Annotated in this window: 15 protein-coding genes and 1 pseudogene; 9 read left to right on the forward strand and 7 right to left on the reverse strand. The window is 60.8% G+C overall.

The features are described 5' to 3' along the window. Positions 1–986: 986 nt before the first annotated feature. From ACK8OE_RS14105 to ACK8OE_RS14115, 3 genes are all read right to left on the reverse strand, one after another. Positions 987–2267, reverse strand: a complete 1281-nt coding sequence (locus tag ACK8OE_RS14105) for a DUF5690 family protein (protein WP_410273044.1) — start codon at positions 2265–2267, stop codon at positions 987–989. Positions 2268–2372: 105 nt separating this feature from the next. Then, on the reverse strand, positions 2373–2945 hold the full coding sequence (locus ACK8OE_RS14110; protein ID WP_410273045.1) for a metal-dependent phosphohydrolase: 573 nt from the start codon (positions 2943–2945) through the stop codon (positions 2373–2375). Positions 2946–2996: 51 nt separating this feature from the next. Beyond that, positions 2997–3932, reverse strand: coding sequence for a LysR substrate-binding domain-containing protein (locus ACK8OE_RS14115; protein WP_410273046.1), 936 nt, complete (start codon positions 3930–3932; stop codon positions 2997–2999). Between the two features lie 155 nt (positions 3933–4087). On the opposite strand from ACK8OE_RS14115, the gene ACK8OE_RS14120 reads away from it, so the two are divergent. The 8 genes from ACK8OE_RS14120 (at position 4088) to ACK8OE_RS14155 (ending at position 15100) form a co-directional block, all read left to right on the forward strand. Beyond that, positions 4088–5212: a TIGR03364 family FAD-dependent oxidoreductase gene (locus ACK8OE_RS14120; protein ID WP_410273047.1), complete on the forward strand. Its 1125-nt coding sequence runs from the start codon at positions 4088–4090 to the stop codon at positions 5210–5212. After that, a complete protein-coding gene (phnX, locus tag ACK8OE_RS14125; RefSeq protein WP_410273048.1) occupies positions 5202–5984 on the forward strand; it encodes a phosphonoacetaldehyde hydrolase in 783 nt (260 codons plus the stop codon). Before ACK8OE_RS14120 ends, phnX begins: the two co-directional genes overlap by 11 nt. Positions 5985–6116: 132 nt before the next feature. After that, a complete protein-coding gene (locus ACK8OE_RS14130) occupies positions 6117–6893 on the forward strand; it encodes a DeoR/GlpR family DNA-binding transcription regulator (protein WP_290795563.1) in 777 nt (258 codons plus the stop codon). A 402-nt stretch (positions 6894–7295) separates the two neighbouring features. Then, positions 7296–10085 (forward strand): TonB-dependent receptor, encoded by a 2790-nt coding sequence (locus ACK8OE_RS14135; protein ID WP_410273049.1) that lies wholly within the window; start codon positions 7296–7298, stop codon positions 10083–10085. Between the two features lie 64 nt (positions 10086–10149). Beyond that, on the forward strand, positions 10150–10788 hold the full coding sequence (locus tag ACK8OE_RS14140; protein ID WP_410273050.1) for a sulfotransferase family 2 domain-containing protein: 639 nt from the start codon (positions 10150–10152) through the stop codon (positions 10786–10788). Beyond that, entirely contained in the window at positions 10785–11399 is a 615-nt protein-coding gene (locus ACK8OE_RS14145) for an aspartyl/asparaginyl beta-hydroxylase domain-containing protein (RefSeq protein WP_410273051.1), read from the forward strand. Before ACK8OE_RS14140 ends, ACK8OE_RS14145 begins: the two co-directional genes overlap by 4 nt. Continuing rightward, on the forward strand, positions 11396–13306 hold the full coding sequence (locus tag ACK8OE_RS14150) for a tetratricopeptide repeat-containing sulfotransferase family protein (RefSeq protein ID WP_410273052.1): 1911 nt from the start codon (positions 11396–11398) through the stop codon (positions 13304–13306). Before ACK8OE_RS14145 ends, ACK8OE_RS14150 begins: the two co-directional genes overlap by 4 nt. Before the next feature lie 3 nt (positions 13307–13309). Continuing rightward, complete coding sequence (locus ACK8OE_RS14155; RefSeq protein WP_410273053.1) at positions 13310–15100, forward strand: sulfotransferase; 1791 nt, start codon at positions 13310–13312, stop codon at positions 15098–15100. A gap of 33 nt (positions 15101–15133) precedes the next feature. On the opposite strand, the gene ACK8OE_RS14160 is transcribed toward ACK8OE_RS14155, so the two are convergent. The 4 genes and pseudogenes from ACK8OE_RS14160 to ACK8OE_RS14175 all read right to left on the reverse strand — a co-directional run bounded on the left by ACK8OE_RS14160 (position 15134) and on the right by ACK8OE_RS14175 (position 20061). Further along, positions 15134–16786, reverse strand: coding sequence for an alkaline phosphatase family protein (locus ACK8OE_RS14160; protein ID WP_410273054.1), 1653 nt, complete (start codon positions 16784–16786; stop codon positions 15134–15136). A gap of 716 nt (positions 16787–17502) precedes the next feature. Then, a pseudogene (locus ACK8OE_RS14165) lies at positions 17503–17792 on the reverse strand (ATP-binding protein); the annotation flags it as partial. A 402-nt stretch (positions 17793–18194) separates the two neighbouring features. Beyond that, entirely contained in the window at positions 18195–18809 is a 615-nt protein-coding gene (locus ACK8OE_RS14170; RefSeq protein WP_410273055.1) for a PleD family two-component system response regulator, read from the reverse strand. Positions 18810–18819: 10 nt separating this feature from the next. Next, entirely contained in the window at positions 18820–20061 is a 1242-nt protein-coding gene (locus ACK8OE_RS14175; protein WP_410273056.1) for a TadE/TadG family type IV pilus assembly protein, read from the reverse strand. Between the two features lie 150 nt (positions 20062–20211). Between ACK8OE_RS14175 and ACK8OE_RS14180 the strand changes: the two genes are divergently transcribed. Next, the gene (locus ACK8OE_RS14180; protein WP_410273057.1) at positions 20212–23706 is read left to right on the forward strand and encodes an EAL domain-containing protein; all 3495 of its coding nucleotides are present in this window, start codon (positions 20212–20214) and stop codon (positions 23704–23706) included. Positions 23707–23713: the final 7 nt, after the last annotated feature.

A 23713-nucleotide genomic window follows, 5' to 3' on the forward strand; every position in this document is an offset into this window, starting at 1 on the left:
CCGCGGAAACGCTCAAGGGATGATCCCGGCGGACCGAAACCACGCCACCGTTGATTGTCGCCGAGAACTGCCCCCCATCTGCGAGGAGCGTAAGTAGCGAATGCGCACCGGTTGGTCAGCCCAACGCCACGGGCGAGACTTTGGAATGCGGTATTTCTATGCCAGTTCGCATTAAATGCATTTAACGGTCAAAAAATACCGCTCTATTTTGCTAAATTACCCTCTTTCAAACCCGTCGACGACCATTCTCGTCGATTCGGTACAGCAAAAAGTACAGCTCAAAATTTGCTACTTGGGTAACATACTGACTAAAATTGAAAATTTGGAAAAATCAGCGAGCATCCGTCCAGTCCATCATCGGCGCCACGGAAAATTTTGCCGATCTAAGTGCTTGATTTTCTTTCATAAAATTACGAAGCTACGATCCAGTCAACATATTGGACAGACTGAGGAAACCATCAGACCCAATACACGAATTTTCATTCGATTTGCAATATTTTTCAATGCGTTATAGATTTTACAGGCTTGATAACTTTACCCCAGAAAAGAAGTACGCCGCGAAAAAGTACAACATTGATGTAGTATTTTGTAAAATGATGTACCGCGCCATATATTGTGGATCAAGTCCGTCCAAATTTGTACAACGTTGCACCCATATAAGGCTTTTCCGTCCCTTAGCGATGACGCTCAAAGATAAAATAAGTCAAAAAAGAAGCCACACATTCTCGGCGAAAGTTTAACACTTTGCGTCAAATCGGTTTGAACCACAGATTTGACCGATAGGCGCTGCGCGACTGTTCGGGTGACACAGACACGGAAATATGTGTAAACTGTTGTTTTTTTAGTTAATTTTGTTCAGATTGAATTGAGACACAGTTCTGCATAGCCAAATATCGCTCTAAATTTTTTGGTTTGACACACTTTTTATCCCAAAAGTAAGCCATGCCTTTTGCCGTCGCCGAACTCCGTTTCGAAAAGCGCTTTAATCAGGCTGCGGACCTACGAAACATCGCATGAAAATAGAACAGTGAGAGGACCGTCGTGACGCCGACCATGGCGGCGGAGACATAACACAGGCCTGTAAAGAAGCTGAGCCAGCTAAGGGATAGCCCGAAATTTTTCAGCAGCATCAGAGCGACACTGCCGCCATAGCCGGAAGCGTCTGCCAGATACATAAAAAAGGCGGCATTGCCAGGCAGGCCCAACGCCGCCGTCAGGCGATCAGCGAGTACAGCATTGTAGGGAATGTAGCCCATATAAACCCCGGCCCCAACGGCAATCATCCACCACAGGGGGCTCAGAAGCTGCGCTTGCCACGCCAGAGTAGCCGTCGCGATGAGCACGGCCCCGATGATGATCATGGCGTGATAGACGAGAACGGATCGGGCATTATTGCGGATCAAGGAACTTAGACCGAAGAGCGGCAGGATAAGGGCGGCGATCGGCAACTCTGACAGACTGAAAATGGCCGGCTCATCGCCATAACCGAGGGCGTCCCAGAGTTCGACCGCAAAGTTGTCGCGGAAGTCACGCAGGGCCGAGAGGACAACATAGGCGACAATGAGCAGCACAAGACCCAGCCCCGCCCGTGCCCAGAAGGCTTTCCGCTCGGCCCGAAACATTGGCTGACGCGCCATGCGTTCGGCTACATCGGCGGCATCCGGCGGGGGTGTCAGCGACAGCATCCACACACAGAATGCCAGTAATGGAAAGAAGAGAGCCCCCGTCGCGGCGGGCATCCACAGTTCCGGCACGCCGTAGTCAACGGTCAGGGCCTTACCTACGGATTTGACTACACCCGACGAGACGATGAAACTGATGCACAAGCCAGCCCCCAGCCACTCGGATGTACGCCGCCCTTCCAAAAATCCGAAGACGAGCCCCCAGATCATGCCCAGAGGCAGACCGCTTAGGAAGATAGCAACGACCTTCAACCCCGTCGGCACCACCGCAAAGAGGATCAGGGCCATCAGAGAGGCGAGCACAAAGACAATTATCATCAACCCGCGTCGTTGCGGTGTGGCTTCGCTGACGATCTTGATACCTATCAATTTGGAAAGGGCATAGCCTATGACCTGCGCGATGACGATCGTTATTTTGAAATCGACCGCGAAGTGCCAGTCGCCTATCTCCGCGTAGGTACCCACCGTAAACGGTTTGCGGAAGGCATACATGCAGAAATAGGTCAGGAAGGCGGCCGTCAGGGCGTAAACAGCCACCCAGATGGGGCCGGCGCGCGACAGTCTGCGGGTCAGGCCGGACGTCATGGGCAAGACTTTCACTAAAAGTTATGGGCACCAAAAGTTACGGGCTAAACCCGATCTCATGAAGGCTGATACAGACCCAGTTTAACGTGCCGATGACAGGGGGGACTATTCCACCGTGACCTGACCGCGAGCCTTTTCAAGGTAGGTGTCGAGGAACTGTTCAAGCGTGGGGGTGATTGCCTGCGGCTCCTTCGCCAATTCGTCTATCCGCCTAAGAGCAAGGGCATTGTGGGCGTAGGGCGTGCTCAGAAAGGCCGACTGTTCTTCTGGGGTCATCGGGCCGCCCTGAAGGCGCAGGGAAATGGCCGAGTCTTTTGACAGCGCCGCTTCATAGCCCGGTTCAACCGCGCACAGATAGCGCTTGGCCGCCACGTGCAGGCGTATCGGCTCGCTCACAGCCGGCGGGAAGCGCGCGGCAGCCCAGATCGCGCCCAGTACCTCATGCTTGTCATCCACACCCTCCTCGGCGGGCGCGTGCCCCAGGTCGTGAACCATGTGGCCGACGTCGTGAAGCAAGGCAGCCATGATCATGGCCGGGCCCAGATCCTGAGCTTCGGCACGGGCTGCCGACTGTAAGGCGTGCTGCAACTGGTTAAGATGGTAGAGGCCATAGGCATGGTGGCCCTCACACAAATAGACTTGGCGGATTTCGTCGATGAGGGTGATTGAATTTGTCATAATTATTTCATATCCAATGTCTCATCTGTATTGGATATAATTATAATGGTGTCAGGTGCTGCAGGCAAGGCGCACGAACGCCGAAACAGCCGGAATTTCGAGGCTTTCTTTCAGGGCGATCGCGTAAACGCCAACGCCGCGCGTCATGCCACGCACAGGGAGGGCTTTCAGCCGTGCGTCCTCGCCGATTTCGCCGTCCAGTATAAAGCTTAAACCCACGCCATTCGCAGTCGCCTCTTTCACCGCCTCGCGGCTTTCAACGGTCAGAACCGGGTCAAACGTGCCCCCTGCCGCGCTTAAGGCTGCCTCGCTGAGGAGGCGGGTGACAGACCCCTCTTCCCGCGCGACAAAGGCCATGCCTTTCAGTTCCTCAACGGTGATATCGGCCCGCCCGCAGAAAGGGTGGCTTGCCGGGAGAAGCAGGTTCAGACCTTGGTGTGCGATCAGATGGCATGACAAGGTGGGGTCGGGCTCCATCAGCGAGGTAATCGCCACGTCGATACGGCACTCCTGCAACTCTGCGCGGAGGTCGGCCGTATTGCCATGGCGGGCAACGACTTCAATATTGCCGTAAGTACGCATGAAGTGCCCGATGAGCGCCATAGCAATGGGTGGGGTTGAATAACCTATGACGATCCGCCCCCGACTCAGAGTGGAAAAGAGGTTCGCCGCCGTCTCAAAATCTTGCATGCGACTTACGACCAGCCGCGCCCGGGTATAGAGTTCGCGTCCGGCATCTGTAAGGCTCTGATTGTGGGAGCGTCTGTGCAGAAGCCGCAGACCACACGCCTGTTCCAGGGCCATAATCTGATTAGATATATTGGGTTGTGATACGCCGAGCTCTGCGGCGGCGCGCGAAAATGAACCAAGGTCCGCCACGGCTACAAACGCACGCAAGGCCCCGATCGACAGGCCACTGGTTTCCCGCCGCCGTGTTGGGTGGTCTTCTGGGGCAGCGTCTGCATTGCCGGGCGCGGGTGCGGACATGTCGTTTCCTTTCAGGCGGGGGTGCACAGGCAGACATATAGTGGCTTGGGGAGCCTGCCAAGTTCAGTCGCGAGTGGCAAGGTTACAAAATTCGCGAAATTTATAACTATACAGATGTAATAATAATTCATTATAGAAGCGGCAAGGAGGCCTTCATGTACGACATAGCCATTATCGGTTCGGGGATTGTCGGGCTGGCGCACGCCCTGATGGCGCTGCGGCGGGGCCTGCGGCCTGTGGTGATTGAGCGTCAAGCCGCCCCGATCGGTGCGTCAATTCGCAATTTCGGCTTCGTCACCGTGACCGGGCAGGGTGAAACCGACACCTGGCGACGGGCGCGGCGCAGTCGTGACATCTGGGCCGAAATCGCACCGCAGGCGGGGATTGAGATCGTGCAGCGCGGGCTTCTCGTAACCGCGCAGCGCCCCGAAGCCATGCAGGTGCTGGAAGCCTTCGCCGCGCATGCGATGGGCGCTCAATGTCAGATTCTGACGCCCGATGCGGTGCGCGCGACCTATGCCGGCATAGGCGCTGCCCTTGAAGGTGCCCTCTACAGCCCGCACGAGCTGCGCGTGGAATCGCGCACCGCTATACCGCGTCTGGTGCAGTGGCTGGCGCACAACGGCGTCACCTTCCTGTTCGATACGGCGGCGCTGGCGGTAGATGGTACCGAGGTTGTTACGCCGCAGGGACGCGTGCGCAGCGAAGCCGTTATCGTCTGCCCGGGTGACGACCTGACCCACCTCTATCCCGACCTCTATGCCCGCCAGGGCGTGACACGCAGCCAGTTGCACATGCTGCGCCTGGCGGCACCGGGCTTTGATCTGATCTGCCCGCGTATGTCGGACCTGTCTCTGGTGCGCTATCGTGGCTATGCCGAGCGCCTGCAGAGCGCGGCGCTCAGCGCGGTGCTCGAGCGCGAACAGAAGGCGTATCTGGACGCCGGCGTGCACCTGATCGTCACCCAGAGCGCCGATGGCTCGCTGATCGTCGGCGACAGCCATCATTACGGCCGCGCCCCTGAACCTTTTTACGACGTGACGGTCGAGGCGCTGATCCTCGAAGAGTTCCAGCGCGTTCTGGGTATCGAACCGCCGCCAGTGATCGAACGCTGGCTTGGCACCTATGCCAGCGCCGCCGAAGACCTGATGCGTCTGTCGCCCGCTGAGCGGGTACGGCTGGTCGTGGTGACCAGCGGCACCGGGGCCTCCACATCCTTCGGCATTGCCGAAGAAACGCTCAATGATCTGTATGGTAAGGAAACCGCGCATGACCACTAAGCCCCTACACCCCAAGGCCGTTATCTTTGACTGGGCCGGGACCATGGTCGATTTTGGTTCTCTGGCCCCGGTTATCGCCATGCAGCAGGGCTTTGCCGCCGCCGGGGTCGAGGTCTCAGAGGCTGAGGTGCGCCTGCCCATGGGGCAGGCCAAGCGCGATCACGTCGCCGCCCTGATGGCCCAGCCCGCCGTGGCGCAGCGCTGGCAGGACCGGTTCCGTCGCTTGCCGACCGACACGGATATTGAGCGTATCTATTCCCATCTGGATGAGCTGATGCGGGCGGCGGGAACCGCGCGGGCCACCCTTATTCCGGGGGCGCGTGCCACCTTTGATCAATTGCGCGCCGCCGGTATCCGCGTGGGCTCCTCCACCGGTTATACGCGCGCTATGATGACACCCATTCTGGCGGCCGCTGCGGCGCAGGGCTACGAGCCGGAGTTGGTCGTCTGCGCCGGGGAAACGCCGCAGGGCCGCCCCGCCCCGCTGATGATCTGGAAAAATCTGGTTGAGCTGGGCGTATGGCCCGCAGCAGATGTGGTGGTGGTCGATGACGCGCCGGTCGGTATCGCGGCGGGTAAGGCCGCCGGGGCCTACACGATCGGGGTGGCTGCCAGCGGAAATGGGGTGGGACTGACCGTGGAGGCGTTTGCGGCCCTTGATCCGACCGAGCGTGTTGTGCGACTTGAAGCGGCGCGGACGGCGCTCTACACCGCCGGGGCCGATGCGGTGCTCGATACGGTGGCCGATCTGCCGCAGTGGCTGGGGCTTTGACGCGCGGATTTCCACAAAGTCCACAAAATCTCACACGCCATCACACGTTTGTCATACGCCCACCTTATGCGGCGGGCTTCGGCGCATCGCCATTGACAGGCTGCGGCAAAACACAACACAACAGAAGCCGTCATGTTTATCCTTCCCCGGGGCCGTATGCTTCAGGATACCCGTCAGTCAGAAATCTATAATCTGCTTCAGGTCCATCGTACCTGTACCATAACGGATCTGGCCCAGCGCTTCGATGTCAGCGACGAAACCATCCGGCGAGATATCCGTCAGCTTGAAGAAGAGGGGTTTGCCTTCCGTGTACGCGGCGGCGTTACGCTCAAGGAAACGGCGGCCGAGGCCCCCTATCTGGTGCGACGTAATCAGAATGCGGAAAAAAAACAAGCGATTGCGCTGAAGGCAGCGGCCCTTGTCGAAGACAATATGACCATTTTGATTGACGCGGGTTCGACCTCTTACTGGCTGAGCCGCGCCCTGATCAAGCAACGCAATCTGACGGTGATTACCAATGCACTGGATGTGGCACGTGAGATGACGGGCCGTAATGGCTGCAAGGTCTTCTTTGCCGGCGGCGAAATGGATTATGATTATCAGTCCTGTTTCGGCAGCGAGACCGAAGCCTTTATGGGTCGCTTCACGCCGGAAATCGCCTTCTTTGCAATAGGGGCGGTGGATTCACGACGCGGCCTGCTCGACTTCCATTATCCGGAAGCCTCGCTGAAGGCGGCCATATGGTCTCGGGCCTCGCGCGTTGTGGCGCTGGCGGACTCCACAAAGTTTGAAAGGCAGGGCATTATCAAGGCGCTCGACTTCAAGCAGATCGATATTTTCGTGACAGATCAGACCCCGCCGCCGCAACTGGTTGCGGCGCTACACGAGGTTGAAGTTCTGGTCGCCTGACACTGATCATTATGTTTCTACCAGAAATCATAATGAACTAAAGCGCACTTCGTTTAAATTGAAACGAAAGCACGCTCTAAATTTTTGGTTTAACGCGCTTTTTTATCCGAAAAGTGCGTCTCACTTTTGCATTCGCCGAACTTCGTTGCAGAAAGCGCTCTAAAATCATTATTTTAGAGAGGCGAACCTTAGACTCTGACATTTAACGCGAAAATCAAATCGCGTCAGCTTTTCGGGTTTTTCCAACACCGTTGCGCAAAAACCTCACAAAAGTTCACATTTTCCCTCCCAAAATACACACCTGTCACAAACAAACGTTAATTGTGTCCTCCGCAGCCGGCCGCGGGGGGCATCTTCTGTGCATCGCGATCGCTCGGCGCGCTTTATTCACGGAGACATTCTATGAAGATGCTTATGACAGGGGCCGCCGCTGGCGCGCTGTTCTTCATGGCTGCGCCGACTTACGCGCAGACCGAAACGCCCGCCGCGCCCAAAGCCGGTCAGGCCGAAAGCGACACTATCGACACCGTCGTCGTCACGGGCTATCGCGGCTCGTTGACCAAGGCGCGCAAGCTGAAGCGTGAATCGAACGTCATCAAGGACGTGATCGTCGCCGAAGACATGGCCAAGTTCCCGGAACTGAACCTCGCGGAATCGCTGCAACGTCTGCCGGGCGTGCAGATCAACCGCGAAGCCGGCGAAGGCCGTCGCATCAGCCTTCGCGGTCTGGGGCCGGACTTTGCCCGCGTCCAGCTAAACGGCATGGAAGTGCTCGGCAATGTGGACTCGGCACAGGACAGCCGCGGCCAGCGTTCGCGCGACCGCGCCTTTGACTTCAATATCTTCGCGTCCGAACTGTTTTCGCGCGTCGAGGTCGAAAAGACCTATCAGGCCGCGCAACACGAGGGCGGCATGGCCGGTACGGTCGGTCTGTTCACGGGCAAGCCCTTCGATTATGCGCCGGGCACCAAGGGCGCCGTTTCGGTGAAAATCGGCACCAATGAGTACACCAAGGATACCCAGCCGCGCATCGCCGCCCTCTACAGCCGCAACTGGGACGACGTGTTTGGCGTCACCCTGTCGGTCGCCTATGGCAAGCGCGAAACGACTGAGCAGGGCCATAACACCTATAACTATTCGAAGCCGAGCGCTTCGACCCTGTCGAGCCTTGTGACCAAGGGCCTCAACATCTCCAAACTCAGCGCCGCGCAGCAGGCCAAGTTCCTGTCGGGTGACCTCTATTTCGCCGACGGCAACCGTATTTCGTCGTGGAATGCCGAGATGGAACGTCTGGGCGTCACCGCCGCCGTGCAATGGAAGCCGATGGAAAATTTGCTCCTGACGCTGGATGCCCTGCACGGTGAATTCAAGACCAAGCGCAGCGAACTGCACCTGGCGACCCGCCCGCTGGCTTCCACGGGTTCCGTGGCCTTTGATACTGCCGCTGGCGGTGTGTGGCCGGCCGCGTTCCAAACGAATTCGGTGATCAACAATATCGCCTGGGATAGCAGCAACTACGTGACCATGACCGATGTGACGGGCATGACCTTCGGCAGCGAAAACCGTCGCTCGCTCAACGAAAACAAGTTTAACCAACTGGTGCTGACCGGTAAGTGGGACATCTCCGATCGCCTGTCGCTGGACGGCCATATTGGCTATGAAAAGTCCACCTACGACACGCCCTATGATGACAAGCTCTATATGCGTGCCAAGGGCAACCTGATCGCCAACTACGGTTCGGATGGGCGTTCCGCGTCGTTCCAGTACCCGGGCTGGGACACGACAAATCCGGCCAACTACGCTCTCGATTCCTTCTATTATCGCGGTTTCAACAACTCTTCAGAGCTGAAAGAAGCCGTCCTTAATGGCCGTTACTCTCTTTCGGACGTGTGGACCCTGCGTGCGGGCGTGGCCTATCACGAATTCACTCAGGACGGCATCGACAAGTTCTATGACGACAACGTCAATGGCACCCGCAGCAAGATGCGTGGCAAGCCGGTGGCCGACGTCACGACGGTCTTCACCAACAACTTCGGTTCGTGGCTGATCGGCGACTATGCCAAGACCTTTGCCAAGTATAACGAATATCACCGCTTTGGCCCGAACACGGACGGCACCGGCGGCGCGCTTCAGGACATCGAAAACGTCTATACGACCAGCGAGAAGACGACCTCCGTCTATGTGCAGGCGGATTGGGACAGCGACATCGCCGGCAAGCGCTTCCGCGGTAATGTCGGCCTGCGCGGCTATCAGACCGACACCAACTCGACAGGCTGGATTCAGGGCGACTCCTACGCCTATCTCGGGACGGCGGATGTGGATGGCAGCTATAGCGGCGTCCTGCCGACGCTGAACACCGTGCTCGAAATGACGCCGGAAGTTCTGGTGCGCTTCTCGGCCACGCAGAACCTGAACCGTCCGGGTATGGGCTCGATGGCCGCCAAGGGCAGCGCCTTCAAGGACGAGACCAGCGGCGAAATCAGCGCGTCGCGCGGCAATCCGAACCTGAAGCCCTATAAGGACACGACGCTCGATCTGGCCGTTGAATACTATTTCGGCAATGTCGGCCTGCTGTCGGCCGGTGTGTTCCAGAAGGACGTCAAGAACTTCATCGGGTCCGCTGATTACAGCTCAAAGGATAACAACGCCCTGACCTTCGCTCAGGCGGGTATGCCCATCTCTTCGATCCCCGGTGCGACGGCGAATACGATCATCAACGACTTCTCCATGCCGATCAATATTGAAGGCACGCAACGCATCAAGGGGATCGAACTCGCCGGTCAGGCGCAGTTTACCTTCCTGCCCGCGCCGTTCGATAAGTTGGGTATGCAGGCCAACTATACGTCGCTGGATATCCCGGAAAAGATCACCGGCATTTCCAAGACCAGCTATAACGCCACGGTGTTTTACGAAACCGACCGTTGGGGCGCGCGCGCCTCGCTCAGCCATCGTGACCTGTGGTACAGTGGTCGCAATGCGTCGGTGATGAGCGCCAGCACCCGTGGTTTCGAGGCGGGCACCTATGTGGACGCTTCGGCTTTCTGGAATGTCAGCAAACAGCTTCAGCTTACGCTGAACGGCATCAACCTGACCAACCAGAAGGACACGCAGTTCTGGGGTCAGAACCGCTACCTCTATAACCAGAACCAGAGCGGCGCCACCTATATGGTCGGCCTCAGCTATAAGTTCTAATCGACCCGGTGGACGCCCCCTTTATACAGAAGGGGGCGTCTTCCGCATTCTGTTCAGAGCGTTTATGATCGTCTCTCACCGTCACCGCTTCATCTTCGCCGCCGTTCCCAAGACTGGCACCCATTCCGTGCGGCAGGCCCTGCGCGAGCAGATGGGGGATGAAGATGTCGAACAGGTGGGCCTGTTCGTCAACAAGCGCTTTCCGTGGGACGATCTGGCGGCCATCCGCCACGGCCATCTGTCCCTGCAACAGGTCCGGCCCTATCTGGGCGAAGAGGCCTTTGCCGCCTATTTCAAATTCGCCTTTGTGCGCAATCCGTTTGACCGTTTCGTCTCCTACTGCGCCTTCATGACGCGCGACAGCGACGTCTTTGCGCAGCGACCCCGCGACGTGATGCAGCATTTCCTGTTCGTCGCACCGCCGGAAGGTCATATCCTGTTCCAGCCGCAGTCGGCCCTGCTGGTCGATGCCGACGGGCGTAGCCTTCTGACCGACCGCATCGGGCGTGTCGAAGACATGCAGGGTTCTTATGACGCCATCTGTGCTGAGATCGGTCTGGCAACCCGCCCGCTCGACCGCGTCAACGGCAGTCGTCACGGGGATTATCGCCACTATTATGACCAGAGCTTGCAAGACGCCGTAGCCGCGCGCTACGCTTTGGATATTGACCTGTTTGGCTACACGTTCGAAGGCCTGAGATGAGCGAACCCGCTGCCAATCCGCGCAAGACGACGGGTGTGCGCGCGCTCGGAAAGGTCGATGTGGCGGCCCTGACCGAGGCCGTTCTGGGCATTCCCGAAGCCGTGTGGGCAGCGGAAAATGCGACCAAGCCCAACAAGTTCGGCGTGCTCGAAGACACCCGCCATATCGTATTTCGCTTTGTCGATAGTCCGCGCGACTGGCGCGGGTCGCACGACCGGCCGCTGTGGGCGGGCTGGCGGGCGCGACTTGAGCCGGTGCTTACGGCGGCGGTGCGCGACTATGGCTATGCGCGCGGCGTCTTTCCGCGCGTCATGCTGGCGCGTATGCCGGTGGGCGGCGTCATTCAGCCGCATATCGACGCCAACCCGGCCGCCAAATGGCCGCACAAGATCCATGTGCCCCTCACCACAAATCCGGGCGTCATCTCCTTTTTCGGCGGGGCGGAGCGCCATTTCGCTGTGGGTGAGGCGGTCGAGGTCGATAATCTGGGGCCGCACTGGGTGCGCAATACAGGCGACTGTGACCGCATCCATCTGATCTTTGAATATTACGACGCTGACCAGCCGGACCCGGCGTGGCTGGAGCCCTTTTTGCGCGGTGGCGCGCGATGAGCCTGATGACTGAGCGTGACCGTCGCCTGCGCGACGCCCAGACCCTGCGCGCACAACAGCGGCTGCCCGACGCCCTGCGCACCCTGTCAGAACTGGAGGCGCACTATCCGCGTTTCAGCCGCCTTTATCAGGAACGTGCTCACTGCCAGATTCAATTGGGCAATGCCCCGGCGGCCATCGACGCCCTGCGTCAGGCCGTGGCGCTCAATGCGACCCTGCCGACCAGTTGGGATATGCTGGCGCAGCTTTACCGGCTGATGGGCGACAAGGCGCAGGCGGAGGCCGCCGAGCGGCATCTGGAGACGCTGCGTCAACTGCCGCCGGAAATTGTGGTGGCCAACAGCCTCTATGCCGATGGCGATCTGGAACCGGCCGAAGAGGTGCTGCGGACCTATCTGGAGCAGACTGACGGCAATGTCGGGGCCTTGCGGCTTCTGGCGCGCATCTGCTTTGAACGCGGAGCGTCCGAAGAGGCCGAGGCGCTGCTGGCGCAGGTATTGGAACTGGCCCCCGATTATCACGCGGCGCGTTTCGATTACGGCATGGTGCTGCTACACCTTCAGAAGCCTCTGGCGGCGCGGCAGGAGGCGCTACACCTGCTGCGCGTTGAGCCGGATAATCGCGACTATCTCAAACACTATGGGGCGGCCTCGGTGGCACTGGGCGATCATGAGCCGGTCATCGACCTCTATGCACGGCTGCTGGCCACGACACCCGCTGTGGGAGCAGAGGCCGCCGACCTGCGCCTGTGGCGGGCCAATGCGCTAAAGGTCACGGGGCGACAGGCGGAGGCGATTGCCGACTATCAGGCCTCGCTCGTCGCGCGGCCCGATAATGGCGTCGCCTGGTTCAGTCTGGCCAATCTCAAGACCTATCGTTTCTCCGAGGCCGATATCGCCCGCCTGCGCGCCGCCGAAGCGCGGCCGGATACGCAGAGGATGGATCGCATCTATCTCAACTTCGCTCTCGGCAAGGCGTTTGAGGATCGCGGCGATTACGCCGCCTCCTGGGCGCACTACGAACGCGGCAACGCCCTGCGGCGGACGCTGAGCCGTTGGCGCCCAGAGGTGGCCGAGGCCTGCGCGCAACGTCTGCGCGCGGTCTTCACGGCAGAGGTGTTCAGTGATCGCGCTGGCTGGGGCGTTGACGACGCTGACCCGATCTTCATTATTGGCCTGCCGCGTTCGGGCTCGACCCTGATCGAGCAGATACTGGCCTCGCACCCGCAGGTCGAGGGGACGCAGGAGCTGACCGAGATCAGCCGCTATATGGCCGAACGCTGCGGGCGTGATCCGGATTGCGGCCTGCCGCTTGAGCCCGAAGCCCTGTTACGGCTCAGCAAAACCGAGGCGCAGGCGCTTGGGGCGCGGTATCTGTCTGAGACGCGCACCTACCGGCGGCTGGGGCGACCGGTGTTTCTCGACAAGATGCCCAACAATTTCTGGCATATCGGCCTGATCCAGCTCATCCTGCCCAGGGCAAAGATCATCGAAGTGCGCCGCGAACCGATGGCTTGCGGTTTCAGCAATCTCAAACAGTTGTTCGGCACCACCAATCAGGAATTTACCTACGCCGCAGAGGATATTGGCCGCCACTACCGCACCTGTCTCGATTTGATGCGCCACTGGGACACGGTACTGCCCGGTCGCGTGCTGCGCGTGTCTTACGAGGCTCTGGTCGATGATCTGGAGGGCGGGGTGCGGCGTCTGCTCGACTATTGCGGCCTGCCGTTCGATTCCGCTTGCCTGCGTTTTCACGAGACGCAACGCAGTATCCGTACCCCCAGCTCCGAACAGGTGCGTCAGCCCTTAAGCCGTGACGGCCTTACCCAGTGGCAGGCCTATGCGCCGTGGCTGGGTGATTTGCGCGCCGCGCTGGGCGATGCCGTAAACCGATATCGGGAGTAGCCGATGCGTCTTTCGCGTCCCTTCTATCAGTTGCCCGTCCTGTTCGATGTGGCGCGTTTGCAATCCGAGGTCGCCGCCTTGCCGCCGCAGGCCTTTGTGCCGCATCCAGACCGGGTGCCGGGAAACAGCGCCGTGCGCCTGATCAGTGCCGAAGGACAGGAGACGGATGCCGTGCACGGCACGATGCGCCCGACGCCGTGGCTGGAAGCCATGCCCTATCTGAAACAGGTGTTGGCCGGGTTTGGCGTCGTGTGGAGTCGTTCGCGCCTGATGCGTCTCGATCCCGGTACCGGCGTGCCCGAACACGCCGACATCAACTATCACTGGCACACCCGCGTGCGTCTGCACATACCGGTCTTTACCCGTCCCGAAGTGCGCTTCCATTGCGATGGCGAGTCCGTACATATGGGTGCGGGTGAGGCGTGGATTTTCGACAACTGGCGGCGGCACCACGTCGAAAACCGCGCCGATAGCCCGCGCATCCATCTGGTCGCTGACACGACCGGGACGGCGGGCTTCTGGCACTTTGCCACGGCCGCAACACCGCCGCTTGATCAGTGGCCGCGTGTTGCCTTCGACCCGCAGGCGCCGATGCCGCTGCTGACGGAGACCAATGAACGCTCTGTCATCATGCCCGCCGCTGAGGTGCAGGGGCTGATCGAGGATTTGCGCGGTGAGCTGATGGCCACCATGCCTGACGCTCAGGCCGAGGCCTTTCACACCCTGCTCGAAAACCTTGTCTTCGATTGGCGGCAACTGTGCGGCCTGCACGGCACGTCGGGCGAGGGGCTCGACGCCTTCCGGCATCTGGCGACGGCTGTTCAGGCCAGGGTGCATGAGTTATCCGAGGGACTGGTTATGCGCACCAATGGGGCCAGTGCGCGGCTGGTGCTGGAAAAGCGCGTCCTGCAACATCTGGTCGCCGAACCGCAGCCATGCGCTCCGGCTGTGGGGCGGTCAAAGGCTAAGGGGCCGCTGGACCGCCCGGTTTTTATCATTGCCGCACCGCGATCGGGCAGCACCCTGCTCTATGAGACCCTGGCCGCCACGCCGGGTTTCAACAGCTTTGGCGGCGAAGCTCACTGGCTGATCGAGGACCACGCGGGCTTACGTCCCGGCGCGCCGGGGATTGATTCCAACCGGCTGGGGGCTGCCGAAGCGACACCTGACCTGATTGCGGCCATCCGTGAAATGGCGCTTAACCGGCGGCAGGGGCCGCAGGGCGCGCGCCCCGCAGCAGACGCACCGCTGCTGGAAAAAACGCCCAAAAACGCTTTGCGTATCCCCTTCCTGAAGCGGGTCTTTCCTGATGCGCGCTTTATCTTCCTGTGGCGAGACCCGCGCGAAAATGTCAGCTCGATCATGGAGGCGTGGAAGGCCGGGGGCTGGGTCACCTATCGCGCCCTACCGGGCTTGGAGGGGCCGTGGTCGCTGCTTCTGCCCCCCGGCTGGCAGATGATGAGCGGGGCCCCGCTGGAAACCGTCGCTGCCTGGCAGTGGCGCAGCGCCAACCAGATCGCTCTCGATGATCTTCAATCCCTGCCGGATGACGACTGGACTGCCGTGGCCTACCACAACTTTCTGGCTGATCCGGCGGGCGTCACGCGCCGCCTGTGCGACTTTGCCGGGGTAGAATTTGATGCGGCGCTTCAGGCCCGCACCGCTGCCGCTCTGCCGCTGTCGCGTCACACTCATACGGCGCCTGCGGCCGACAAGTGGCTGCGTAATCGCGAGTCCATAGAGCGCGTGCTGCCGGGCCTTGAAGCCCTCTGGTACCGGCTGGCGAACCTGTAGGGCTCAGGCGACCCTGAGCCCCTCTCCATCAGGCTATTTCACAGGCGTCAGGCGGTTGGCGTCGATAAACTGACGCGGGACGCCCGGTCCCTGATAATAGGCCCCCAGCCACGACCCGCCGCCACCATTGAAGTATTCAACGCGCACGCGGTGCTTGCCGGGCGTCAGGTCGGCCGAACCATTGGCGCTGACGACGCCGTGGTCGCCGTCATTATCGACGACCGTCCGCCCGTCGATATAGAGCTTGCTGCCATCATCGGAGGCCAGAATGAAGCCGTAGCTGCCCGCCGTAGCGATGTCGAGATCGCCTTCGAACACGACCGCGACATTGTCCGTCTGCGGCAGGGTGAGGCCGTCGAGGCTGAACTCATAGGCGTGACCGCTGGCGATGGGGCTCAGGCGGCTGAAGTCCGGCAGACGCGCCGTCCCTTCGGGCAGGGCATAGACGCGGTAGCTGACGCCCTTGGGCGCGGCGGGCGTGTCCGTGACGATACGGAAGTAGGCCGTCGTCGGCACGCTGGCCGGTTTGCCGTCCACGAACAGGGCGGCGCGCACGATGGTCGATTGGGTAATGGCCACTGGTTTCGAATAGAGTGTCGATGTGGCCGTCGGCGTGCTGTTGTCCAGAGTGTAGCGCACCTCACCCACAGGGTTCGGATTGCGGATGCTTAAGGAAGCGCCCTTGTTAACGAACAGGCCACCGGAAGGTGAATTGCCCGCATTGACCGGCTCGATGACCGGCATGGCGTAGAAGCTGCTGGTGCCATAGACCTGATCCGGCGCGGGTTCGCCTTCCAGCGCCAGAGCCACCGGACGCCCCAGCCACGCATAGGGGATTTTCACGTTCAGCAGCTTCGCCACAGTGGCGGGCGTGTCAAAGGTGTTGATGGGCTGATCGACGGTGCGGCCGGGATTGATACCATAACCGTAAGCTATCCACGGGATTTCCAGCTCGGCCAGGCTTTCACCGCCATGCCCCTTACCCACGCCGCCGTGATCGGAGGTGACAAGAATGGTCGTCTGCTTGTCGATCCCGGCCTCAACGGTGGCCTGACGGATCAGGCCGATCAGGCGGTCAGCCTTTTCGACGGCCTGATAATATTGCGGCGTACCATGCCCGTCGGCGTGTCCGACGTGATCAACATGATCGAGGTGGATGAACAACAGGTTCGGCCTCTTGCGGCGGATATAGTCAGCCGCCACCTGTGCCGTCTCGTCCTCGGTCTTTGGATTCGCGTCGTAATCGACGAAGCGATGGTCATAGAGATTGCCAAAACCGTCCCACTGATAGATCGACCCGACCTCCCATTCCGGGTGCTGATCGGTGATGATCTGAAACAGCGACGGGAAGAAGCCGCCCGAACCGGTGACCGAGGTCGGAAAGTTGAAATCCCCGACCTGCCAGTCGTTCTTGGTCACGCCGTGCTGTTCCGGTCCGGCCCCATTGAGGATCGAGGCCCAGTTGGCGGCGCTGGTCGTCGGCAGGACGCCGCGCGCGTGCAGGCTGGAGCTGCCCTTTTTCATCATCTCGTGCATGATTGGCGTCTTGGCGGTGCGGACGCCGTCAGTGCTCAGGCCATCGACGCCGATAATGATGACGTGTCGGGACGGCTCGGCCATCGCCGGCGCGACGAGGGCCATAAGGGCCGTAGTGGCAAGGGTGAGAGATCGCAGGCTGCGTAACATCGGTGGCTCCCGTCCTGAAACAAAGCGCGCGCCAATGCCGCGCGGTATTCGGGTTTAGCCTATAGGCAATGTGTGACAACCATGCGAAACGGTCAAAAAATGTGAGAAATTGTGAAATAAGCAATCCGATTTGACGAATAAATTAGGGTTTGTGTTATTGTCACCACTTGAGAGGCTGTTCAATTCAGCGAGGGGATAACGCTGAAACCTCGTATGAAAGACCGCGCTGAAGAGAACTGACCGAATAGCTTTAACCGGCGGCCTGAGCGAAACTATGCCCTTGAATGACCGCCATGGGCGGATAGTGTCAAAAAACTTCGCTATGGAGTGTGGTACCACTTGGTTACCTACATCACACAGGACGGTTCGCGAAGTGCAGAAGCGTCGCCGTCCCCGAAGCTGATCAGGCGATCCCGCCATTCCTTCGAGACGGGCAGTAGCTACTCGATTGGAGGCATCAGCGGATCACCGGCTCGTCCGCATGATTGCCTGCGATTCCATTCATTTTGAAGGAAACCAAGGAGATCAATTGTTGCCGCGTCCCGGACACTGGCATCTCCATCGATGTGCCGTTGATCTACGACAGAGAAAGTGGAGTCGAATCTGAAGACATCACTACGTGTCAAGGGCAGAGCAAAATCAGGCCAGTTAAGTCGCGCGTGTAGGAGCGCCTGGAGGACGTCGCCCGTAAAGGGCTTCCATACTTTTTTGGGGGATTAGGGAGTGGGTCTGGCCTTGCGGGCGCGGCTGTGAGCCAGACGATAGCTGTCGCCATTCATCTCAAGGATGCTGACGTGGTGGGTCATGCGGTCCAGCAAGGCACCGGTGAGCCGCCCGGATCCAAAGGTTTCGGTCCATCATCGAAGGGCTGATTACTGGTGATGAGGGGCGATCCACGCTCGTAGCGCTGCGAGATCAGTTCGAACAGTAACTCCGCCGCGGTTTTACTCGGAACGCGAAAGGTTTTTTGAGCCAGAGTATGTACGCTTAGAACAGTCACTGCCGCGGATGATTGGATATTACTACACCGACCCGAAAGATTTCGAGGAGTGTAAGTATGGAACTCGCATCGGTTGGTTAGCCTACCGCAACGGGCTCAACATTGGGATGCGGCATCTCCATGCCAGTTAGCATCCAATGCATATAACGGTCAAAAAATACCGCACCATTTCGCCGAATTACCCTCTTTCAAACCCGTCGACGACCATTCTGGTCGATTCGGCGGAATGATTTCTGATGGAAGCATTCCGCTCAAGCCGCCATTGAGGCGGCGGCCAAGGTGGCGGAGCCCGTACCCGGCGAGGGACTAAACAAAAATCCAGATCATTATGTTTCTACCAGAAATCATAATGATCTGAAGGCGTTTACAGTGAGGCGAAGGCGATCGGCCGCTGGCCTCCGTTCAGTATCAGGGCAGGCGGGCGGCCTGAGTAAGGGCCTCACACAGGCGGACAATACGTTCGGCCTCCGTCTGGGCTTCGGTAAGCTCGACCTCTTCCGGGCGCGCCAGCATGGCGTTCAGGGCGCGGCTCGACTGTTCCAGCTTCGAAAGCGCCAGCGTCACCGCCTCATCCCTGAGACGGTTGTCTTCCTGAAGCGTGCGCAGGGTTTGTCGCACCGCCGCTTCTTCGCGCGCACTTTTCAGGACGTAGGACAGCTGATGCGACACCAGTCGCCAGTTCAGCGGCTTGATGACAAACGACGTCGCGCCATTGGCAAAGGCCTTGTCCACGGCCAGCATGTCTTCGCGTCCGGTGGCCACCACCACCGGGACGTGGCGGTGCGTCGCATCGGCGCGCATCAGGCCCAGCAGCTCAAAACCGTCCATGCGCGGCATGTCGAGATCGAGCAGAACGATATCATAGGTGGTGCGCCCCATCTTCGTCCAGGCATCGGCGCCGTCTTCGGCCACCTCAACGCTGACATTGGGCGTCGCCAGATGCGTCAGGGCAAATTCGCGTAGGATAGGGTCGTCATCGACCACCAGAAGGCGCGCCGCTTCGAAGGTGACAAAATAGCTCATCGCAGGCTCCCTATTGCGTCAATGCCGGCATGGAACGGTTCGGCCCGACGCCTTCGGGTACGGGCACGCCGGAACCGGTATAGTTTTTGTTGATTACCAGCGTCGGATCCTGACGAAGGGTAATGGTGCGAGCGATAATCACACTCCACGCCGAATCCTGCGCCACGCGCCCGGCGGTTTCGATTTGAAGTGTCGCATTGGGGATGTAGATGGTCCCCAAGAGCTGGCTGACGCGATCGGACTTTATCGTGAAGGTCTGCGTGTTTTCGCGCGAAGTCGCCATCAGAAAACCCGCAAAGCGGCCCGATTTGCGGGCTGTCAGGCGCACCTCGCCGCGATCGGCAATATCTATCTTGTCGTCGCTGCCAAAGATCAGCACCACATCGTCGCCGGTCAGTTGCGCCATATTTGACATCAGAACTTTGGACATGAAGTAATGCTCGCCAGGCATAAGGTGGACGCGACCGGAGCCGGCGATGATCAGCAGACCGCAATGCACGCCCGGAGGCAAGATGATCGACTGGGTGTTCAGCACATTGATCTGAAGCGGCAAACCGATACAGGGGTATGGCGGTTTCAGGTCGAGCGTGGTGAAGGGATCGGCAATGGTCATGGCCCCCTCGCCCGCCTGGGGGCGCGTGATGCCGGTGACCTTGCCTGAGGTCTGGATGCGCTCGGCCTCGATCATCGCGGCGGGTTCGACCGTGATGCTGTGATTGGCGTGTATAGCGCAGCCGGGAGCCCTGATCTGGGCTGTGTTTTGCACGCTTAGGCCACCATCTTGCGTTTGCAGCACGCACAGCGGCGTCTTCTGCATATTTTCGGCGCGCGCCTTCACCGTCAGGGTGGAGGCGAAATCAATGGCGTTGAAGATGGGTTTGCGCTCAGCCACCCCCGTCACCTCGACCATGCCTTTTTGCAAATCGGCCGCAGCAGTGAATTCTACAGTCAGCCCGTCGGGCAGGGGGTTGGCCTGAAGATAGGCGGTCTGGGTGGCAAAGGTGGTGACACCGGAGGTATTCTGCCCATAGGTCGCCAGAGTTAGCCGACCGGCCCCGGCCAGCGCCCCGGCGTCCGCGGCGTCCTGAAGCCGGCTCTTGTCGCGGTTGTACGCATTCAGCTCGATCGCCCCGCCGACGGCCAGCATCAAGGGCACGGCCAGCAGCGCAACCGTGATCCCGGCGTGCCCGTCACGGGCCCCCGGAAAGCGCTTCAGCAAGCGCGTATAGCGATCAAACCGACCTGATCTCATATCAGCCTTGTAACACGCGCCTGTTAACAGCCCCTTTCCACAACCTAAACGCCTGTATTTTTATGCGTTTTTTATACAACTCCGTGATGCGACAAAAGCGCACGGTAAAACCGGTTTCCCCTTTGGCGAGACATGCTTTAGCGTCCGTCTATGCGCTCAGACGCCCGAATCACTACCTCACGCCGGCGTCAGCCGGGTTTCCATAGCCGGTTGAACCGGCTGGTTATTGGCTGCGTGCTGCTGGCCTGTCTACCGGTAGCGGCGCTGTTTGTGGTCAATGAGGCCCATCGCTATGGCGAAACGCGCTGGTCCACGCTGAAGGCCGCTGCCGACGTGCTGGCGTCCAGCGCCTCGGAAAGCGTCGAAACGGGCGACGCCCAAGGGGCGTTCCGCGCTTTGCGCGCCGTTACGCGCACGCCCGGCATCGTCTATGCGCGGGTGGAGACGGTGCAGGGCGTGCTGGCCGAAACCGGGGCTGGGGTACGGCTGAAATCCGATGTCAGCATCGAAGACAAGGGCAAGACGCCGTCGCTCAGCCACCTTCTGACCACCGGTTCCATCGAAATCCGCTCGCCCATCCGCCACGAAGGCCGCTTACTCGGCCACGTGGTGGTGGTGCATAAGGCCAGCGGCCTCAGCGCCGGGCTGCTGAGCACTCTGGCCGGTATCGGCCTGATGGCGGTGGCGGCCGCGGCCATTGCGCTGCTCGTCGCCAACCGGCTGCAACGCCGCCTTGTCAAACCGCTGACCGATCTGACCGAGACGCTCGCCGCGGTGACGCAGAGCGGGCAGTTCACGCGCGTCGAGACCGAGGCCGAGGACGAGGTGCGCACGCTGGTGGACGGCTTCAACCTGATGGCCGAAGCCATCGACAAGCGCGACCGGCAGATCGAAGCTCACGTGCAGCACCTTGAGGACGAGGTCGCTGCCCGCACCGAAGACTACCGGCTGGCCCGCGACGAGGCCAACGCCGCCAATGCCGCCAAGTCCGAGTTTCTGGCGACCATGAGCCATGAAATCCGCACGCCGATGAACGGCGTGATGGTCATGGCCGAACTGCTGGCCAGCGAGCCCTTGCCGCCCAAGGCGCGTCGTCACGCCGACACCATCGTGCGTTCCGGGCGCAACCTGCTGGCGGTCATCAACGACATCCTCGACTTCTCCAAGATCGAGGCCGGGCGCATGGACGTCGAAATCAGCGACGTCGATGTGGTGGACCTGATCGACGAGGTGGTGGCCCTGTTCCACGACCGGGCGCGCGACAAGGGGCTGGAACTGGTGGCTTTTGTGCATCCGGACGCGCCGCGCCGGGTGCCCGCCGATACGGTGCGGCTGGGGCAGGTCATTGCCAATCTGGTGTCCAACGCCGTTAAATTTACCGAACGCGGACGTGTGACGCTGAAACTGTTGCCCGACCGTCATCCGGAGCACTGGCGGCTGGTGGTCTCTGACACCGGCATCGGCATTGCGGCGGACAAGCTCGATAGCGTGTTCGGCGCCTTCACGCAGGAAGACCAGACCACGACGCGGCGCTTCGGCGGCACGGGGCTGGGCCTGTCGATCGCCAAACGGCTGGTCGAGGCCATGCACGGGGCCATCGCCGTCAGCAGCGAACAGGGCAAGGGGACGTCGTTTCATGTGCGGCTGCCGCGTCAGGCGGACGCCCCGACCGCCGCCCCGCCGCGCCTTACGGCCCCCGCCCGACTGCATCTGGCCGTCGCGGCCCCGGCTCTGGCCCACGCGCTGAAAACCCGACTGGAAGCGGCCGGGTTCACCCTCAGCACCGAGGCCCCCAACCTCATTCTGGCCGATGCCGTGCACCGCGAGTCCCTTGCCGCCGAAGTCGCACCGCTGGTCCTGCTGGCCGATATCCGCGACGCAGAGGCCGAACTGTGGCGCGAAGACGGACGCTGCGCGGCGGTACTTGGCCTGCCCCTGCGCCACAGCGATCTTGACCGCCTGATCACCGCCTTTGCCGCAGGCGCCCCCCTGCACGTGGACATCGCCGACGCCCCTGCGGCCGTTGGCGTCCACTACCCTGCCGCCCGCGTGCTGGTCGCCGACGATGCCGAGGTCAATCTGGAGGTGGCGCGTGAATCGCTCAGCCGCTTCGGCATTGCGTGCGTCACCGCCGCCAACGGCGCCGAGGCCCTGAGGCAGATGGGGACGCAGGCGTTTGATCTGGTGCTGATGGACGGCTCCATGCCGGACATGGACGGCTTTGAGGCCACGCGGCGCTGGCGGGCGGACGAAGGCGACGCGCACCTGCCCATCGTCGCCCTGACAGCGCACGTGGTGGGTAAGGCCGCCGAGGAATGGCGGGCCGCCGGTATGGACGCCGTGCTGCACAAGCCTTTCACGCTGGCCGCGCTCGGCGAGGTGCTGAACCGCTTCCTGCCGCATCTGGCGGTGACCGTCGAAGGGCTGGCGGCGGAAATGCCGGTGCCCGATCCCACCCCGCTGGCGGCGGGTGAGTGGCTGGGCCCCGGCTTTACGGCTTTGCTGAAAGAGGCCGCCCCCTTCCGCGATCGCGTGGTCGAACTTTACCGTTCCCACGCGCCGGTCACCCTGAAAACGCTGGTGGCCGCCCTGAAAGACGAAGACGCCCATCAGGTGTCGTCCGCCGCCCACGCCCTGCGCTCGATGAGCCTCAATCTGGGGGCGCGGCGGCTGGCCGATCTGGCGGGCAGTATCGAGGCACTGGCGCGTCAGACGCCGCCGGACCTGCGATTGGGGGATGGCGAAGCGCTGACCGACGCGCTGGCGGCCACGCTGGCCGAAATGGCGCAGCGCCTGCCTTCGCCCGTGTCGGTCGCTGTGCCCAGCTTCACGGATGAGGACGCGACCCTGCTGCGGCGTCTGGATGCCGTTCTGGCGCATGGGCGGCTCGATGTCGTCTATCAGCCGATCTATGACCGCCTGGGCGAAACCATTATCTCCGCCGAATGTCTGGTCCGCTGGCCCGCCGAAGACCCCAACCCTGTCACCCCGGCCCTGTTCGTGCCGCTGGCTGAGCGCAGCGGGCGCATTATCGGCGTCGGCAAGCGCGTGCGTGAAATCGTCTTTGCCGACGCCAGACGGCTGGGCGACCTGCCGCTGGCCATCAATGTGTCGCCGGTCGAGCTTGATCAGCCGGAGTTTGAGGCCGGTCTGCTGGCGTCGGTGCGTGAGGCCGGACTGCACCCGTCGCGCTTTGTGATCGAGGTGACCGAAACGGCCATCCTCGGTGATCCGGAGCGTATGAACAGGCTGTTTGAGCGCTTACGCGCGCACGGCTTCCGCCTGGCGCTCGACGATTTCGGTGTTGGCTATTCGTCGCTGACCGCCCTGCACCGCCACCCCTTCGACAAGATCAAGATTGATCAGGAATTTGTGCGCGGACTGGACGGCGAAGCGCGCAAGGCGCTGGAGGCGCTGGCCATCATTCAGGCCGTGTCCGGTATTGGCCGCGCCTTCGGGATGCAGGTGGTGGCCGAAGGGGTCGAAACCGCGACCCAGCATCAGCACCTCAAGGCCGCAGGCGTACACGCCATGCAGGGCTACCTCTTCTCGCGCCCGCTGCGCATAGAGGCCATAATCGAGCGTCTGTCGCCTGCGCCTTTAGCGGAGTCAACGCGGCGACCGGGGAATTCGGCATCCTCGTGACGTTCTT

The sequence above is a fragment of the Asticcacaulis sp. W401b genome (genome assembly GCF_046503825.1).
GTDB lineage: Bacteria > Pseudomonadota > Alphaproteobacteria > Caulobacterales > Caulobacteraceae > Asticcacaulis.